At 66.4% G+C, this 17,155-nt stretch carries 16 protein-coding genes; 3 read left to right on the top strand and 13 right to left on the bottom strand.

Annotated elements, in window-relative coordinates; genetic code table 11:
- Nucleotides 1-3: 3 nt before the first annotated feature.
- The 3 genes from nhaA to BST42_RS07630 are packed head-to-tail and all read right to left on the bottom strand — an operon-like array spanning nt 4 to nt 3,581.
- Nucleotides 4-1,818 carry a Na+/H+ antiporter NhaA gene (gene nhaA, locus BST42_RS07640; protein WP_083117991.1) on the bottom strand — a complete coding sequence of 605 codons (1,815 nt, stop codon included), beginning with the start codon at nt 1,816-1,818 and terminating at the stop codon, nt 4-6.
- Nucleotides 1,815-2,921: a glycoside hydrolase family 76 protein gene (locus BST42_RS07635; protein ID WP_083117990.1), complete on the bottom strand. Its 1,107-nt coding sequence runs from the start codon at nt 2,919-2,921 to the stop codon at nt 1,815-1,817. Before BST42_RS07635 ends, nhaA begins: the two co-directional genes overlap by 4 nt.
- Before the next feature lie 15 nt (nt 2,922-2,936).
- Entirely contained in the window at nt 2,937-3,581 is a 645-nt protein-coding gene (locus BST42_RS07630) for a TrmH family RNA methyltransferase (RefSeq protein ID WP_083117989.1), read from the bottom strand.
- A 680-nt stretch (nt 3,582-4,261) separates the two neighbouring features.
- Between BST42_RS07630 and BST42_RS07625 the strand changes: the two genes are divergently transcribed.
- Nucleotides 4,262-5,017 carry a hypothetical protein gene (locus tag BST42_RS07625; RefSeq protein ID WP_110918514.1) on the top strand — a complete coding sequence of 252 codons (756 nt, stop codon included), beginning with the start codon at nt 4,262-4,264 and terminating at the stop codon, nt 5,015-5,017.
- Nucleotides 5,018-5,074: 57 nt separating this feature from the next.
- Nucleotides 5,075-6,943, top strand: coding sequence for a putative bifunctional diguanylate cyclase/phosphodiesterase (locus tag BST42_RS07620; protein ID WP_083117988.1), 1,869 nt, complete (start codon nt 5,075-5,077; stop codon nt 6,941-6,943).
- Between the two features lies 1 nt (nt 6,944).
- Here the strand turns inward: BST42_RS07620 and BST42_RS07615 are convergent, their stop codons facing one another.
- From BST42_RS07615 to BST42_RS07595, 5 genes are all read right to left on the bottom strand, one after another.
- On the bottom strand, nt 6,945-7,721 hold the full coding sequence (locus tag BST42_RS07615; RefSeq protein ID WP_083117987.1) for a hypothetical protein: 777 nt from the start codon (nt 7,719-7,721) through the stop codon (nt 6,945-6,947).
- Nucleotides 7,722-7,730: 9 nt separating this feature from the next.
- Nucleotides 7,731-8,291 carry an orotate phosphoribosyltransferase gene (gene pyrE, locus BST42_RS07610; RefSeq protein WP_083117986.1) on the bottom strand — a complete coding sequence of 187 codons (561 nt, stop codon included), beginning with the start codon at nt 8,289-8,291 and terminating at the stop codon, nt 7,731-7,733.
- Complete coding sequence (locus BST42_RS07605) at nt 8,278-9,054, bottom strand: SDR family NAD(P)-dependent oxidoreductase (protein ID WP_083117985.1); 777 nt, start codon at nt 9,052-9,054, stop codon at nt 8,278-8,280. Before BST42_RS07605 ends, pyrE begins: the two co-directional genes overlap by 14 nt.
- 17 nt (nt 9,055-9,071) lie before the next feature.
- Nucleotides 9,072-9,857, bottom strand: coding sequence for a trehalose monomycolate transport factor TtfA (gene ttfA, locus BST42_RS07600; protein ID WP_083117984.1), 786 nt, complete (start codon nt 9,855-9,857; stop codon nt 9,072-9,074).
- 107 nt (nt 9,858-9,964) lie between these two features.
- Nucleotides 9,965-11,182, bottom strand: a complete 1,218-nt coding sequence (locus tag BST42_RS07595; RefSeq protein WP_083117983.1) for an FAD-dependent monooxygenase — start codon at nt 11,180-11,182, stop codon at nt 9,965-9,967.
- A gap of 86 nt (nt 11,183-11,268) precedes the next feature.
- Between BST42_RS07595 and BST42_RS07590 the strand changes: the two genes are divergently transcribed.
- Nucleotides 11,269-11,823, top strand: a complete 555-nt coding sequence (locus BST42_RS07590; protein ID WP_083117982.1) for a TetR/AcrR family transcriptional regulator — start codon at nt 11,269-11,271, stop codon at nt 11,821-11,823.
- A gap of 70 nt (nt 11,824-11,893) precedes the next feature.
- On the opposite strand, the gene clpB is transcribed toward BST42_RS07590, so the two are convergent.
- The 5 genes from clpB to BST42_RS07565 all read right to left on the bottom strand — a co-directional run bounded on the left by clpB (nt 11,894) and on the right by BST42_RS07565 (nt 17,154).
- On the bottom strand, nt 11,894-14,440 hold the full coding sequence (clpB, locus tag BST42_RS07585; RefSeq protein ID WP_083117981.1) for an ATP-dependent chaperone ClpB: 2,547 nt from the start codon (nt 14,438-14,440) through the stop codon (nt 11,894-11,896).
- Between the two features lie 160 nt (nt 14,441-14,600).
- A complete protein-coding gene (locus BST42_RS07580) occupies nt 14,601-15,668 on the bottom strand; it encodes a substrate-binding domain-containing protein (protein WP_165760802.1) in 1,068 nt (355 codons plus the stop codon).
- An 80-nt stretch (nt 15,669-15,748) separates the two neighbouring features.
- Nucleotides 15,749-16,189 carry a MarR family winged helix-turn-helix transcriptional regulator gene (locus BST42_RS07575; RefSeq protein ID WP_233209101.1) on the bottom strand — a complete coding sequence of 147 codons (441 nt, stop codon included), beginning with the start codon at nt 16,187-16,189 and terminating at the stop codon, nt 15,749-15,751.
- A gap of 58 nt (nt 16,190-16,247) precedes the next feature.
- Nucleotides 16,248-16,763, bottom strand: a complete 516-nt coding sequence (locus BST42_RS07570; protein WP_083117979.1) for a DUF1097 domain-containing protein — start codon at nt 16,761-16,763, stop codon at nt 16,248-16,250.
- Between the two features lie 19 nt (nt 16,764-16,782).
- Nucleotides 16,783-17,154, bottom strand: a complete 372-nt coding sequence (locus tag BST42_RS07565) for a nitrile hydratase accessory protein (protein ID WP_083117978.1) — start codon at nt 17,152-17,154, stop codon at nt 16,783-16,785.
- Nucleotide 17,155 lies beyond the last annotated feature (1 nt).

Genomic DNA, 17,155 nt, shown 5'->3' with positions numbered 1-17,155 from the left:
GTTTCAGGCCTGCCTGCCGCCCTCCAGCGCGCGGATCAGACTGGCTGCGTCCCACGGGCCCTTGTGCCGAACGCCGTTGACGAAGAACGTCGGTGTCGCGTTGAGATCCATCAGTTCGCCGTCCTGCGCGTCGTCGTCGACGCGGTGCAGCACCCGCGATGAGTGCAGGTCGTCATCGAATTGAGCGATGTCACAACCGACTTGATCGGCATAGCGGTAGATGTGCTGCCATTCGAGATGGTCCTGAAACTCGAACATCTGCGCCGCCAGGTCGAAGAATTTGCCCTGCAGGGCGGCGGCCTCGCTGGCCCGGGCGGCATCCATCGCACGGGGATGCACCCGCTCCAGCGGCAGGTGACGCCACACGTAACGCAACCGGTCGCCGAAGTACTCGCGGACTTCGTCGATCGATCCGGTGGCGCGGCTACAGAACGGGCATTCGAAGTCGCCGTACTCCACCAGCGTCAGCGGCGCGTCGGCGCGCCCGCGGATGTGGTCGCGTTCCGGGTCGACGTCGCGGACCAGCTTGAGGCCCACGGGCACGGGTGGGCTCAGCTTGTCGGTGAGCCGGAAGACGGCCCAGCCCAACGTGAATGCGATCACCGACGCAGCCAGGACGCCGACCCGGGCCAGGTCGGCCGAACGAGGATCGGGGATCGCCAGGTCGACGATGAACAGCGAGATGGTGAATCCGATACCGGACAGTGCGGCACCGCCGGCGACGCGCCGCAACGTCAAGCCCGGAGACAGCCGGCCGAGCCCGGTGCGCTGCACGATCCAGGTCGCCCCGGTGATGCCGATCAGCTTGCCGAGCACCAGGCCTGCCACCACACCCCAGGTCAGTGGCGAGCGGACGGCCGCCAGCACGGTGTCGGCGTCCAGCCGCACGCCGGCATTGGCCAACGCGAACAACGGCAGCACGCCGAACGAGACGTACGGTCCGAAACCGGTCACCAGCCGCTCGTTGATCGAAATCGAATCGCGCAGGCTGCGGGTGGCGGCGCGGGCGTACTCCGAATTCGGTGATTGACGGAACGCCCGGATCACGTCGACGGCCGCCTCCACCCGCTGGCGCTCGGGGGTGAACACCGGGATCACCAGCGCCACCACCACGCCCGCGAGGGTGGGGTGCACGCCACCGTTGAACAGCGCCAGCCACAGGGCAACGGCGAGAATCGAATACGACACCCCGCGAATGGCGGCCGGCAGGTAGCGCACGCCGATCAACGCACCGACGAGCACCGCGGCGAACACCAGCGGGATGACCCGAATCTGTTCGGAATAGAACAGCGCGATAGCGGCCAGTGCGCCCACGTCGTCGACGACGGCCAACGTCAGCAGGAACGTCCGCAGCCGCGCCGGATACTTGGGCGCGATGATGGCCAGCGCCCCGACCAGGAACGCGGTGTCGGTGGAGATGACCACGCCCCACGCGCTGGCGTCCTCACCGGAGGGGTTGAACAGCAGGAAGATCACCGCGGGCATCGTCAGTCCGGCGATCGCGGCGACCACCGGTACCAGCGCGCGGGAGCGTTCCGTCAGTTCGCCGATGGTGAACTGGGCCTTGACCTCCAGGCCGACGATGAAGAAGAAGAACGCCATCAACGCGTCGTTGACGAGCTCCTTGACCGTCAACTCGCCATGCAGATTTCCGAAGCTCAGGCCGACATGCGTTTCCCAGAACTCGGAATAGGTGTGTGTCCATGGCGAATTCGCCCACAGGATGGCCGCGAGGGTGAATGTCAGCAGAAGTGCCGCGGCTGCGTTCTCGCCAAAACGTTTCGCTGTCGGGTCGCGACCCAACCGGCTACCTCTCACGCTGTCACCGTATGCGCCGCCTCCATCAACATCCAACCCGACAGCTGCACAGACAGATCGCGCTCGGGAGTCTGCGATGAGTTCACCGCGCCCTCGACGAACTGTGCCTGCCCGCCGCCCGCGGCGGGGATCTCGGCGATGCTGCCCCACGAGGGGCCGAACAACGGCAAACCGTTCACGCTTTGGCGGTTGTCCCACGCCGCCTGCGCCGACGCCAACACGATTGCGCGGGCGCTCTCGCGGGTGTCCGCCGCCGCGTCGCCGGGCAAAAGCGTCACCGTGAGTGCGAGGTAGCGGGCGGTGATCCCGGCGAACAGGCCCCCGTCGCCGCCACCGGCCCCATTCAGGATTCCGCCGGGCGCCATGTGCTCACCGATCGCCGCGACCAGTCTCCGCACCCGCTCCGCGTGCCGCTCATCGCGCGTGCGCGCGGCCAGCTCGGCCTCGAGCCCGAGTACCACGCCCTGGCAATAGGTGTACTGCGCGCGTACCAGCGAGCCGGCCTTGATGCCGTCGAACACCAAGTGAGTCTCTGGGTCGATCAAGGTCTCGTCGATCCAGTCGGCCATCTGCTGTGCGCGGCGCAGCCGATCGTCATAGCGGCTCAGGAAGATCCCGGCCGGGCCGTTGGCGGGAGCGTTGAAGAACTGATCCTGCTTGCGCCAAGGGATTCCGCCGCCGTCCTCCGGCACCCAGGACGTGATGAACTGGTCGCACAGGGTTCTTTGGGCTGCCTTCAGCGCACGCACCCGTCCCAACCCGGCCACCTGGTCGGCGCGTTCGAGCGCCAAGGCCAGCCAGGCCATGTCGTCGTAGTAGCTGTTCGTCCAGCGTCCGTTGTTGCGCAGCCGATGCCCGCGGATCTGCCTCTTGATCTCGCCGAGCCGGTGCGGCTGCGGGTCGCGCAACTGGGCATCGACGAGACAATCGAGCAGGTGCGCCTGCCACCAGTAATGCCATGTTCCGAACAGCCGGTCCCGGCGGGTGGACGGCCAGGCAACGACGCCGAGCTGGGTTCCGGGCAGTCCCCAAACCCGGCGCAGGTGCCGCTTCGCGACGGCTGTTTCGGCGCTGGCAGCACGATTCGCCCACAGCTGGTCCATGTCGCCAATCCTGCCCTACCAGGCCTGCGAAAGGTCGGCCCATTGCCTGATCCAGGCGTGCATCGCGATGCCGGCGGCGACAGCGGCGTTGACGCTGCGTGTCGAACCGAATTGTGCGATCGACACGGTGACCGCCGCGCCCGTCTGGGCGGCTTCGGAGATGCCCGGCCCCTCCTGTCCGAAGACCAACACGCAATCCCGCGGCAGCTCGGTGGTTTCCAGCGGCACCGCGCCCGGGACGTTGTCGACAGCGACCACGGTCAGTCCGGCACCGGCCGCGAAGGCCAACAGGTCCTCGGTGCTCTCATGATGGGCCAGTCGTTGGTAGCGGTCGGTGACCATGGCGCCGCGGCGATTCCACCGCCGCCTGCCGACGATGTGCACGGTGTCGACAGCGAATGCGTTGGCGGTGCGGACCACCGCCCCGATGTTGGCGTCGTTGCCGAAATTCTCGATCGCGATGTGCAACGCGTGCCTGCGCCGATCAATGTCGGCAATGATCGCGTCCCGAGTCCAGTAGCGGTAGGCGTCGACGACATTGCGAGTGTCGCCCTGGCGCAACAGGTCTGGGTCGTAGCGAGGATCGTCGGGCAGGTCACCCACCCAGGGCCCGACACCGGGGGCGCCGGTGCTCCACTCGGTGGGGCCGGCTTCAGTCACGGGTGACCCACAACACCGCATCGGGCCAGGCGTCCGGCAGGATAAGCACCCAAGCACCATAGGCCGCGCGCCCGGTTCAGGGCCGGCCGAATTCGCCGTTCCAAGGAGATTCAGCAACTCCGATGTTCCGGGCCGCCAGTGCCGGCGATTCACCGATCTTTGCCCTGACAGCCCTACAGCTCGATTTGCTGGCGGATTCTGCGCACACCGTTGCACAGATGGGACTTACAGCAGCCGGAATAGCCGTCCCGGGGTGGTGATTCTCGACCGCGGCGCGGCGGTCCCAGGGGGCAAAGCGAGAAGTGCGATACAGGTCACCCAACGCCCTTTCGGCCCCCTAGATCACGCTCGGCACATACCATTCGCCCGCCACGGCGCCGGTAATAACAGATCGGTCTCGGCCGATAGGGAGTCTAGGGTCTCCAGCTCGCTTGGCAGGTCCGCCGCCCTTGACCAGGAATTCTGTGCGCACAGGTGTTCACGCAAGCCGTCGCATCGGCCGGGGCACACTGCGGATTTCGTCGGCTACCCCCCGGTAACCAGCGCTTTTCCGGCTAACGGCTGGAGTCTTAGCACGTTTCGGCGAGATACTGATATTTGCAAGATCGAATAAATACCCCTTGTTCCACCTCGGTACCCGCTGCGGAACCCCCTACCGCAGGCCCCCCGAAAGATGGGAAATGATGAACGCCTCCGTGCTGGCCTTTCCGGAACAAAAGCTCTACACCCTGCCCGAAACCATTAGCTGGCGCGACGCCGATACCGGCTGCACGATCGTGCTCGCCCAACCGGACAGCGAACCCGGGCTATGGGAGGACTACCTGCAGGGAGCACTGAATAGTTATGCGAAGCACGGCGTCGAGGCTGCGCTGGACATCGACTCATTCCGGGACGGCCGCGACACCACCCTGTTCTATACCGCCGTTGACGACGACGGGAAGATGCTGGGCGGGCTGCGTGCCAAGGGACCGTATCTGAGCGCGGACGAATCGCACGCAATCGTCGAATGGGCCGGCCAGTCCGGTCAGGACGCCGTCCGCAAGATGATCACCGACCGCCTGCCGTTCGGTGTGGTGGAGATGAAGTCGGCCTGGGTCAGCGACGATCCCGCGCGCAGCGGTGAGCTCACCCGGGTGTTCGCGCGCACCGCGTTTCCCACGATGACCCTCCTAGGCGCCCAGTTCATCCTGGCGACCGCCGCCGCGCACGTCTTGGACCGGTGGAGCACCTCGGGTGGCGTGGTGGCCACCAAGATCCCGGCTGCGCCCTACCCCAGCGACCGCTACCGCACCAAGATGATGTGGTGGGATCGGCGCACCTTCGCCAACCACGCCGAGCCCAAGCAATTGGCCAAGATCGTCAAGGAAATGCGCATGCTGGCCGACATCTCCGACGAGTTCAGCGGCTTTGGCTTGCTGGCCGGGAGCGGAAGCTAGCACAACACCAACAAACCGATACCATCTCCTAAGCTCCACTAATCACGAGATGGCAGGATGACCACACCTTCCGAGACCGGGACTGCTGACAGCCTGGAGAATCTCGTCACGCATGTCGCGACGCAGCTGATGGCTGTCGATGCCGCGACGTCGCCCGGTGTTAGCCAGCAAGTCCTCGGCCAGCTGTCGTCATCCTTCGGTGTGGATGTGTGCTTTCTCCGCTACAACGACCACAGCATTCGGGCGACCCGGTTGATCGCAGAGTGGCCACCACACGAACGCGACCCAGACCCCCTCGAACTCATCTACTTCACCGATGCGGACCCGGTCTTCGCCGCCGCCGAGCACGCCAAGGAGCCGGTCTTCTTCCGCCCCGATCCGATTCCCGAAGACGAGTACCAGCGCCTCGTCGAGGAGGGCACGGGCATGGCCCTGACCTCGATGGCATCGGTTCCGCTGCTGTCCGGCGACACGACAACCGGATGCATCGGGTTCATCAAGTTCGGCATCAAGGACTGGACACCGGAGGAACTGAACGCACTCAAGGCAATTGCGTCGTTGTTCGCGCAGGTGCAGGCCCGCGTGGTCGCCGAAGATCAGCTGCGCTACCTCGCCGAGCACGACGACTTGACCGGACTGCACAACCGGCGGGCACTGCTCGCCCACCTCGATGAACGTCTGCGGGTGGGTCAGCAGGGCCCGGTCTCGGTGCTGTTCCTCGACCTCGACCGGCTCAAGGCGATCAACGATTATCTGGGGCACCATGCCGGCGACTGGTTCATCCAGGCGTTCGCGCAGCGGTTGCGCGAGGAGACCGGCGATGGCGACGTGATCGCCCGCCTCGGCGGCGACGAGTTCGTGATCGTGCCGGCCGGTTCGGTGGACGCCGATGCCGCTGAGGCACTGGCCCACCGGTTACAGGATGCGTTGCGCGACAGGGTGACGATCGGCGGAGAGACGCTCACCCGCACTGTCAGTGCCGGTGTCGCGTTGGGCGTTCCGGGTCGGGACACCACCTCGGACCTCTTGCGCCGCGCCGACCAGGCTGTACTCAACGCCAAGAACGCCGGCGGCAACAAGATCGCCGTCTTCACCGACGAGATGTCGTTGAGAAGCGAATTCCGCAACGACATCGAGTTACACCTGCAGAACGTGATCGACACCGGGTCCCTGATCTTGCACTACTTGCCCGAGGTCGACATGCGCACCGGGGAGATCTTGGCGACCGAGGCGCTGGTGCGCTGGCAGCACCCGACCCGCGGTCTGCTGCTGCCGGACTCGTTCATTCACGTGGCCGAATCCATCAATCTGGCAGGCGAATTGGGCCGCTGGGTGATGCGCACCGCATGCGAGGAGTTCAGTCGCTGGCAGGCCAGTGGCATCGCCAAGGACGCGGTCATCCGAATCAACGTCTCCCCCGTGCAGCTTGTCGCGGACGGATTCGTCCAGTCGGTCGCCGACACGATCGCCGAGTTCGGTCTAGACGGTAAATCGGTGTGCCTGGAGATCACCGAAAGTGTTGTGGTGCAGGACATCGAGACCACCCGCATCACTCTGGCGGGGCTCAAAGAGGTCGGTGTGCGCATCGCCATCGACGACTTCGGTACCGGCTACAGCGTGCTCACACATCTGAAATCGCTTCCGGTGGACACTCTCAAGATCGACAAGGGTTTCGTCCTCGAACTGGGCACCAACCCGGAGGATCTGGCGATCGTCCGAGCGATCATCGCACTGGCCGAGGCGTTCAACCTCGAACTGGTGGCCGAGGGCGTGGAGTTGCCGTCCGCGGCGATGACTCTTCTCCAGCACGGCTGCCACCGCGCGCAGGGCTTCTTGCTGTCTCGGCCCATCCCCAGTGATGCCATGGCCGAGCTGTTCGCCAAAGGCGTTATTCCCGTGGACTTTTCCGTGCCGATCCGGAACTGATTCAGAAGACGCTGTACAGCAATTCGACGCGACCGAATCGACTGGCTGTACGACTCACCACCGCGACCTGTGCACCGTCGGCAAGTTCAGTTTGGACAGGCCAGTCCGTCTCGGCGGGCAACGGTCCGACCGACAGCGCCACGCCCGCAGTCGCACGCACCAGTCGCGTCCGTTCCGGGCTGGCCAATTCCGCACCCGCGATGCGCCCGTGCTCAAAGATCAACCGCTGCAACACCGTACCGGGCGCACCGTAGATATCGCGCGCCTCGGCCTGCCCACGCAGCCACTCGGCCAGCGCAAGACCGGGGCGCTCCGAGTCGGGCTGGTAGTCGCCAAGCACCGCGACCCGGACTGTCTCGGCGGAGTCGGCGCGCATCGGCGTCATGATGTCGGGAACCTGGCTGTAGATCACGCCGAACGGCGAGGCGAGGCAGCGCACCGACCAGTCGCGCAGCCGAGAGCCGAAGAATGGTTCGATCGTGGCGCGGCGATCGGTCTTGACCGGCACGGGCTGAGCCCGAACCGCCGTGAGCTCGAGATCCCGGGCCGGCGTACCGGTCAACCCGAGGTCCTCGGTCATCGATTCCAGATAGGCAGCGGTGTCCGGGTCCATTGCCTGCCAGGGGATCTCAGCATCAGCGATCTCGACGTCCAGATCGTGATCGGCGCAGCTGATCGCGTGGGCGAGAGCGCCGGGACCCGCGCCGGCGCAGATCACGTCGACGACGTCATCCCACTGCCATTCCCAAGCCTCGATGGGCTCCTCGTCGTTTTTCACCTTGAGGTATCAGGTGGTCGGCAGGCCCAGGTCGGCCAGACCCAGCAGGCTTCGGTAGGGCACCCCTTCGGCCTCGATCGCCTCGGCCGCCCCCGTTGCCCGGTCAACCACCGTCGCAACACCGACGACGGTCCCACCCGCCTCGCGCACACTCTGCACGGCGGTCAGCGCCGAACCGCCGGTGGTGCTGGTGTCCTCGACCACCAGCACTCGCTTTCCCGACACCTCCGCGCCTTCGATCAGACGTTGCATCCCATGGCTTTTCACCGCTTTGCGTACCACGAATGCGTCGATGGGACGGCCCGGAGCGTGCATGACCGCGCTTGCGACCGGGTCGGCACCCATGGTCAGCCCACCTACGGCCGCGTAATCCCAGTCCGCGGTCAGTTCGCGCATCAGCCGACCGATCAGCGGCGCGGCCCGGTGATGCAAGGTGGCGCGGCGCAAGTCGACGTAGTAGTCGGCCTCCTTGCCCGATGACAGGGTCACCCGGCCGAACACCACAGACAGCTGGCGAACCAGCTCGGCGAGTTCGGCGCGTTCGGTGGCGTTGAGTTCAGGTGCGGCCACGGCCTCTTCCCATCGTATTGTTGACCGCGCGGACCAGGCCCCGCGGAACCAGCCGGCCCACCGAGGTCAGTACCTTGTACTGCAGGCCGGGAATGCTGATGACCTTGCCCTTGGCCACATCGGCCAGGCTCTCGGCGACAACGTCATCGACGTTCAGCCACAAGATGTTCGGGATCGACTTCATGTCGATGCCGGCGCGCTCATGGAATTCGGTGTGCACGAATCCCGGGCAGACCGCATGGATACTCACACCGGTGCCGGCGATACCGTTGGCGAGCCCTTCGGTGAACGACACGACCCAGGCCTTCGACGCAGAGTAGGTGGACCCACGACCCGACAGCAGCCCGGCGACACTGGCGATGTTGATCACGGTGCCCGACCCGGCCTCGATCATCGACGGCAGGGCCGCACGGGTGAAGTGCATGACGGCGGTGACGTTGACGTCGAGCTGGGCCTGCAGCTGGGCCGGGTCGGCGGTCCAGAATTCACCGGACGTGCCGAACCCGGCGTTGTTCACCAGCACCTGCACCCCGGCGGCCAGCCGGTCGGCGACTCGGGCGCGGTCGGTGGCCTCAGTGAGATCGGCGGGCAGTACCTCGACATCGACACCGTGGGCGGCCCTCAGCTCGGTGGCGAGGTCGGAGAGTCGGTCCACGGAGCGGGCGACCAGTACGAGGTTGTAGCCGTCCCGCGCGTAGCGGCGGGCGTAGCCCGCACCAAGGCCCGCGGTGGGGCCGGTGATCAGGGCGACTGGACGGGGCACGCCGCGACCCTACCGGGTCAGCGCTGGTAGTTGGGAGCCTGAGTGCCAGGCTGGCCGACACCGCGCGGCTGCTGCGGGCGCATCGGAGGCGGAGCGTCAACGTGTCCCGGCGGCAGTTCCCGGCGCCCTGCGGGGGCCAGCGGGCGACCCGGGGAGGCGTTGCGCCGCCCGGCGGATTGAGTCAGCGCAGGCTGCACGGTCGGGGGCAGCACCCGCAGCAGGTCATTGAACTGCCGCACGGTGCGCAAGCCTTCATCCCACTGGGCGCGGGTGGACGAGATCGGCATGGAGACCAGCGTCCAGTTCTGCTCGTTCCACATGATCTCGGCGCAGTCCGGCGCGGTATGGGCGAACGTCACCATCCGGCGATCGCAGGCCCGGCGGGCAGCGTCGAGGTTGGTCGAATAGACCATCCGCGGGCCGATGGCGCCGAGCAGCCAGACGTCGCTCTCCCGCGGCTCGGCGATGCCCTTGAGACGCAGATCCATCACCACGTTGGTGCCGACCTTGCGGTGCAGCGCGATCACGGTGGCTACATCTTCGAGATCGAAGATGTAGACCGCTTCACCGCGGATCTGCCCGAGCACCACATTGCGGGCGGTGACATCGCCGACGGTGGACATCACCCCGCGCTTCCAGCGGTCGATGATCTCGGCGGACTCGGGTTCGAAGTCGAACCCGTGCGACCGCGCCCACGACTTACGGCGGCGGCCCAGACCACGTCGACGACCGATGTCGACGTACAACAGCACCGCCGCACCCACGAAGCAGAGCGCGGACAGCGTGAACCAGAACGGAACCATTAGCCCTAGCGTATCTGCTCACTGCCCGGAAGCGAGAACTCCAGCAGGTCACAGACCTATTACGGGCCGGTCGCCTCGGCGGGTCCGCGCATTTCCGGCCGGCACCATCAATCCACAGCGGAGGCGGGCACCGGGTAGTCGGGATAGCTCATGGCGTCGTACAACCGGACGCCGCTGCTGTTGAGCTTGGCGACTGCCCTGGTCAGACCGGCCGGGAGCGCGTCGAGGGTGCGGCCGGCGGTGACCAGCGCCCACACCCCGAATTCCGAACGCGGCACCAGACTCTTGGCCACCGTGCGGGCGAACGCGCGGCTGTGCCGCACCGGGTCGGCCATCACCGCCTCGTACGCGGCGAACGCCGTGATGTGGTCGCCCCCGGCCCGCTCGAGTTCACCGGCCAGCACGTAGGCACCGAGCACCGCCAGGCTGGTGCTGCCGCCGACGGCGGGTCCAGGGCAGTACCCCGCGTCGCCGACCAGCGTGACCCGGCCCCGCGACCAACTGGTCAGCTCCAGTTGGGTGATCGAGTCGAAGTAGAAGGAGCCTGGACCGTCGAGTTCGGCGAGCCAGCGATCGACGGTCGGGTTGAGGCCGGCGAACGCGGTGCGCAGCAGCACTCGCTGCCGTGCGTCGTCACGATGGTGATAGTCCAGCGGTTGTTCGGGCCGAAACAGGAACACCGCGCGAGCATCGTCGAGGTGGTCGGTCGTATAGATCATCGCCCAGCGGCGGGTGTCGATGAAGTTCGTCATTTCACCATCGCGCGCAAGGCTTTTCGGCACCGACAGCACCGCAAGGTAGCCGCCGAGGAACCGGCTGTGTCCAGCGTCGGGACCGAAGACGAGTTGGCGCACACCGGAATGCAGTCCGTCCGCACCGACGACGATGTCGTAGCGGCGCCGACCGGCGTTGACGAAGTCCACGGTGTCGTCGTCGGCGATCGCGGTGATCTGGTCGCCGAACAGATACTCGACGTCGTCACGACCGGCGTCGTAGTAGATCTGGCTCAGGTCGTCACGCATGATCTCGACGTGCCGGTCCGAGATGACGCCGACCAGTTTCAGGTAGTCCACGTCGACCGGAGGACGCCCGTCGGTGCGTTGCAGGATCATCCGAGTCGTGCCGGTCGCGCGAGCCCGGACCTGGTCGATCACCCCCATACGTTCGGAGATCTCCATCGCGGGCCGGAACAGGTCGACCGCGTGACCGCCGGTCTTACGCAGTGCCGCAGCGCGTTCGACGACGGTGACGTCGAAGCCGCGGCGAGTGAGCCAGTAGGCCAGGACAGGTCCGGCGATGCTGGCACCTGAGACGAGCACGCGCATTGGTTTGCCTCCACTTCACTTACTTAACGGTCGGTAAGCATATCCTTCGCGAGCTTACTTAACAATCGGTCAGTTAGGGTGGTCACGTGAGCAGGCCCGCGTCAGGAACGCGCGAACGGATCCAGGACGTCGCCCGGGAGTTGTTCGGCCAGAAGGGTGTGCAACGCACCAGCCTGCAGGACATCGCCGACCGGCTCGGCATCACCAAGCCCGCGCTGTACTACCACTTCAAGTCCCGCGAAGACCTCGTCCGCAGCATTCTGCAGCCGCTGATCGACGAGGGCGAGCGCTTCGTCACCGAGCAGGAGAACCGCGCGCCGGCCGCCCGCGCCACCCCTCGCGAACTGCTCGAGGGCTACTTCGACTTCCACTACCGGCACCGAGCCGACCTGATGCTGGTGGTGACTGAGCTGACCACGCTGGCCGACCTCGGCTTGATCGACACGCTGCTGGCATGGCGAGAGCGGCTGTGCCGGTTGGTGTTCGGTTCACGCCCCACGCTGGAGCAGTCGGCCCGCGGCGTCATCGCGTTCGGCGGTCTGCAGGATTGCTGCCTTCAATTTCCGGACAGTTCACAGCGGCGGCTTCGAGAGGCGACGGTCACCGGCGCACTCGCCGCGCTGGGTATGCCGGACGCATAACGCGAGCAGACGCAAAAGGTCCCCGACACGCCGTGGTGTGGGGACCTTTGCGTCTGCTCGCGCAGAGAAGTCAGCCGAGGATCAGCGACTCGCCGTCCGGACTGACGTTGACCGGCACGACGTCGCCGTCATGCACCTCACCGGCCAGCAACAGCTTGGCCAGCTGGTCGCCGATCGCCTGCTGGATCAGCCGGCGCAGCGGCCGGGCGCCGTAGAGCGGGTCGAACCCGCGCTCGGCAAGCCACTGCTTGGCAGGCAACGACACCTCGAGGGTGAGGCGCCGCTGGCTAAGGCGCTTCTGCAGCTGAGCCAGCTGGATGTCGACGATCGACACCAACTCGTCGGGCTGCAGGGCGTCGAAGACGATCACGTCGTCGAGCCGGTTGATGAACTCGGGCTTGAACGCCGAGCGCACCGCCGCCATCACCTGCTCCTCGGTGCCACCGGCGCCGAGGTTGCTCGTGAGCACCAGGATGGTGTTGCGGAAGTCGACCGTGCGGCCCTGACCATCGGTCAGCCTGCCCTCGTCGAGCACGGCGAGCAGGACGTCGAACACGTCCGGATGCGCCTTCTCGACCTCGTCGAACAGCACCACCGAGTAGGGCCGTCTGCGCACCGCTTCGGTCAGCTGGCCGCCCTGGTCGTAGCCGATGTACCCGGGAGGCGCACCGACGAGCCGGGCGACGGAGTGCTTCTCGCCGTACTCGCTCATGTCGATGCGGATCATGGCCCGCTCATCGTCGAACAGGAACTCCGCCAACGCTTTTGCGAGTTCGGTCTTACCGACACCGGTCGGCCCGAGGAACATGAACGAGCCCGTCGGGCGGTTCGGGTCGGCCACTCCGGCCCTGGTGCGGCGCACCGCATCCGAGACGGCCTGCACGGCCTTGACCTGTCCGACGACCCGCTTGCCCAGCTCGGACTCCATCCGCAGCAGCTTGGCGGTCTCGCCTTCGAGCATCCGGCCTGCCGGGATACCGGTCCACGCCGACACCACGTCGGCGATGTCGTCGGGTCCGACCTCCTCCTTGAGCATCACGTTCTCGCGGGCTTCGGCCACCGGCAGCGCCGCGTCGAGCTTCTTCTCGACCTCGGGGATGCGGCCGTAACGGAGTTCGGCGGCCTTGGCCAGATCGCCGTCACGCTCGGCCCGGTCGGCCTCACCGCGCAGCTTGTCGAGTTGCTCGGTGAAGTCGCGCACGACGTCGATCGCGTTCTTCTCGTTCTGCCACCGGGTGGTCAGCTCGGCCAATTGCTCCTTCTTGTCGGCCAATTCGGCCCGCAGCTTGTCGAGGCGGTCCTTGGACGCGTCGTCGGATTCCTTCGCCAGCGCCATCTCCTCGATCTCGAGGCGGCGGACGATCCGCTCGACCTCGTCGATCTCGACGGGTCGCGAGTCGATCTCCATGCGCAAGCGAGACGCCGCCTCGTCGACCAGGTCGATGGCCTTGTCGGGCAGGAAGCGCGAGGTGATGTAGCGGTCGGACAGCGTGGCTGCCGCCACCAGCGCCGAGTCGGTGATACGCACGCCGTGGTGGACCTCGTAGCGGTCCTTGAGCCCGCGCAGGATGCCGACGGTGTCGTCGACCGACGGTTCGCCGACCAGCACCTGCTGGAACCGGCGCTCCAGGGCGGCGTCCTTCTCGATGTACTTGCGGTACTCGTCGAGGGTGGTCGCACCGACCAGCCGCAGCTCGCCACGGGCCAGCATCGGCTTGATCATGTTGCCCGCATCCATCGCGCCTTCACCGGTGGCACCGGCGCCGACGATGGTGTGCAGCTCGTCGATGAAGGTGATGATCTGCCCGGCCGAGTTCTTGATGTCGTCGAGCACGGCCTTGAGCCGCTCCTCGAATTCACCGCGGTACTTGGCCCCGGCCACCATCGACCCCAGGTCCAGGGAGATGACGGTCTTGTCGCGCAGGCTCTCCGGCACGTCGCCGGCGACGACCCGCTGCGCCAGGCCCTCGACGATCGCGGTCTTGCCGACGCCGGGCTCGCCGATCAGCACCGGGTTGTTCTTGGTGCGCCGGCTCAGTACCTGGATGACACGGCGAATCTCGGTGTCTCGGCCGATGACCGGGTCGAGCTTGCCCTCCCGAGCGCGTGCGGTCAGATCGGTGGAGTACTTCTCCAACGCCTGGTAGCTGGCCTCGGGGTCCGGGCTGGTGACCCGGGCACTGCCGCGGACCTTGACGAACGCGTCGCGCAGCGCCTGGGGGGAGGCCCCGTGCCCGGTGAGCAACTTGGCAGTGTCGGAGTCGCCGGTGGCGAGACCGACCATCAGGTGTTCAGTGGAGACGTATTCGTCGTCCATCTCGGTAGCGAGCTGCTGGGCGGCGGTGATCGCCGCCAGCGACTCACGGGAGAGCTGGGGCTGCGAGGTCGCACCGCTGCTCGACGGCAGCCGGTCGACCAGCCGCTGCGCTTCGGTGCGGATCGTGGCGGGATCGACACCGACAGCCTCGAGCAACGGCGCAGCGATGCCGTCGGCCTGCGTGAGCAGCGCCAACAGCAGGTGGGCAGGCCTGATCTCCGGGTTGCCTGCCGCACTGGCAGCTTGCAACGCGGCGGTCAGTGCCGCCTGAGTCTTGGTTGTCGGGTTGAAAGAATCCACGACACCTCACTTTCGGTCAGACCGTGCCCGCGGACAGTCGGCAGGGCACGGCAAAATGCTTGTCGCCTTCTTCAACGTCGTCAAGGTTGAGTCTGTTCCGCTCAACTTTAACGAATATTCGGGGCAGCATCCAAGAGGCTTTTGACACCAGAATTTGGGTTCAGGCCGCAGAGATGCGCGCCCGGATCTCGAAATCGAGGTCGATCGCCTCGGCGACATACACGTCCTGGCTCATCTGGTTGCCACGCATCGTGACTTCACCGCGCGGGCTGATGTAGGTCAGGCCGACCGCCGCCGCGGTCAGGTCGGGCACCGCCAGGGAACCGGCCCGCGACACCAGTGCGATCAGCAAGGTGATCGCCTCGTAGCAAGACTCTCCGATGCTGTTGAGTGCCGGTGCGGCCGGGCCGAAGGTGGCGTAGTAGTGCGCGGCGAACTCCAGGCTGGCGGTGGTGTGAAGCGCTTCGAAATAGCCGGCCGCCGCGAACAACCCCCGGTTGCTCTCGCTGCCACTGGCCATCAGCATGTTCTCTTCGACGTGCGGGCTCAGCCGGGGCACGGCGGCGTCCAGCCCGACCTCGGCGAACTGCCGGTTGAACATCACCCCGTCACGTCCGACGAGCAACAAGACCACCCCGGTCGCGCCACTGCTCTCGACGTGACGCAGCGTGGCCGAGAAGTCCTCGGTTCCCAGCGGGACGTAGATCTCGCCGGCCAGGGGTTTGCCTTTGGCGCGCGCATGCCCTGCCGCCGCCGCACCCGTCTGCCGGGGCCAGACGTAGTCGTTCCCGATCACGATCCAGCGATCGACGCCGTGTTGGTCCGTCATCCAGTCCATCGCGGGCAAGAGTTGGCGCGACGGCGTCTCACCGGTCAGGAACAGTCCCGCGGTGCGTTCGCCACCCTCATAGAGCGGCCCGTATACGTACGGCACCCGACCGGCGGTCACCTTGGCGATTGCCTGCCGCACCGGGGAGATGTGCCAGCCGGTGACCGCATCGATCGCGCCGAGGTCGACCAGGCGTGCGATGTCGGCGGCAACCACCGGCGGTGGCCTGCTGCCGTCCACCGGAACCAGATGGACCGGCCGGCCCAACACGCCGGCCGTCGCGTTGACGTCGGCAATGGCGAGCTCGGCACAGGCTTCACACGACGGGCCATAGATACCGGCCGATCCCGAGCGCGGGATGACCAGGGCGACGTTGATCGCCGGTGTCTGGTGCACCATCGACCTCCATCCAGCTGTCTTCCGACCGCACCCTCGACCCATCGTCGGCCTGCCGCGTTACTAGCGCGTTGCGCGACCGTTCACGGGGTGGAAAACAGGTCGCCGACGCGGGCAAGGGTCTGGATGAACTGTGCGGCATTGTCCTCGCCCAGTTCGTCGACCAGCACGGCCTTGAGCCCAGCTTCCTGCTTGGTCAGCTTGCGCACCTTGGCCTTACCGCGCGCCGACAGGTGAACCAATACCCGCCTGCGATCCGCCGCGTCGACCCGCCGGAGCACCAATCCGGAGTCGACGAGCTTGTCCACGATCCGGGTCAGTGTCGGCGGGGGGATCGACATCGCCGCCGAGATGTCGCTCATCGTGAAACCGTCACCGGTGCGCAGCGCGCCGAGCACCCGCCAACCCTCGATCGTGTTGACGTCGGCGTCCAGCAACCCGTTGCACAGCGCATCGGTCCACCGGCGCTCGGCACGGACGAAAACTTCGGCAATACTGTCCAGATTGCTCGTCGATGTCAGCACGACGCTCCCAGCTCTCGATCGCTTCTGCGGTGACAACTAGTCTGCGCGACAGCGTATCTCACTGGACCACGCGCCGCGGGACCGTAACCTGCGAGATCATCCCCAGCGCCGCGGCACCCCACTCCGAGGCGATACCGAAGCATGCACCTACCAGAGCCGTCGTCGCCGCGATCAGCGCGGGATTGGACACACCGGCGGTCGTGATGGAATTCCCCGTCGCCGCAATGGTTCCGACGGTCATCGCGAAACCGAACACGATCGCCGGAGTAGCCGATACCCAGGCCAGCCGGGATACCTGCACCATGGCGAAACTGCCCACTCCCACCGCGACGGCCAGCAGCACCGCGCTGGAGGTGTTGTGCACCGACAGCAGGGTGAGCGTGGCGATCGCGATACCGGTCCAGTTGCACGCCACCGACTTCAACAGCCCGGACACCCCTGTTCCCACGAAGAAGAATGATGCCCACGCCAGGAACAGCACCCACACCGGAAGCTTCCAGACCGTTGCCGTCATGAGTGTCGACAGCGCCCCAAGCACTCCCACGCTCAGCGCCAGCGCAGAAATTTTCGACATCCGCGAAATCCCCTCTGCCTCAGTGCTCGTGCTCGTGGTCATGGTCATGGTCATCGTGGGCGAGGCGCTGCGCCTCGGTAACGGTCCGCGTTTCCAACTGGTCGGCGTCGAAGAATTGCTTCTGCGCGGCCAGTCGGCAGAACGCCTCCGCGAACTGGCGGTAGTAGATCTCCGGGTCACAGGTCTCGTCGACCCCGGAGTCACCGATCGCCGCGATCAGGTGCGCCTTGAACTCGTCCCACTCGAAGGCCCCGGACTTGCACAGGTGCACGACGAGCCCGAAAAGCCTTCCCTGCCAGGGTGCGTCAAACACCAGCTCACCGTTGGAACGCGGCAGCGCGATTGTGCCGCCGAGATCGTCGAACCCGGTCAGATCGAGGGTCGTGGTCATC

Origin of the sequence: Mycolicibacterium rhodesiae, assembly GCF_002086695.1 — a bacterium.
Lineage (GTDB): Bacteria > Actinomycetota > Actinomycetes > Mycobacteriales > Mycobacteriaceae > Mycobacterium > Mycobacterium rhodesiae.
Note: the sequence above shows the minus strand (reverse complement) of the source record. Positions and strands in the feature narration are given on the sequence as shown.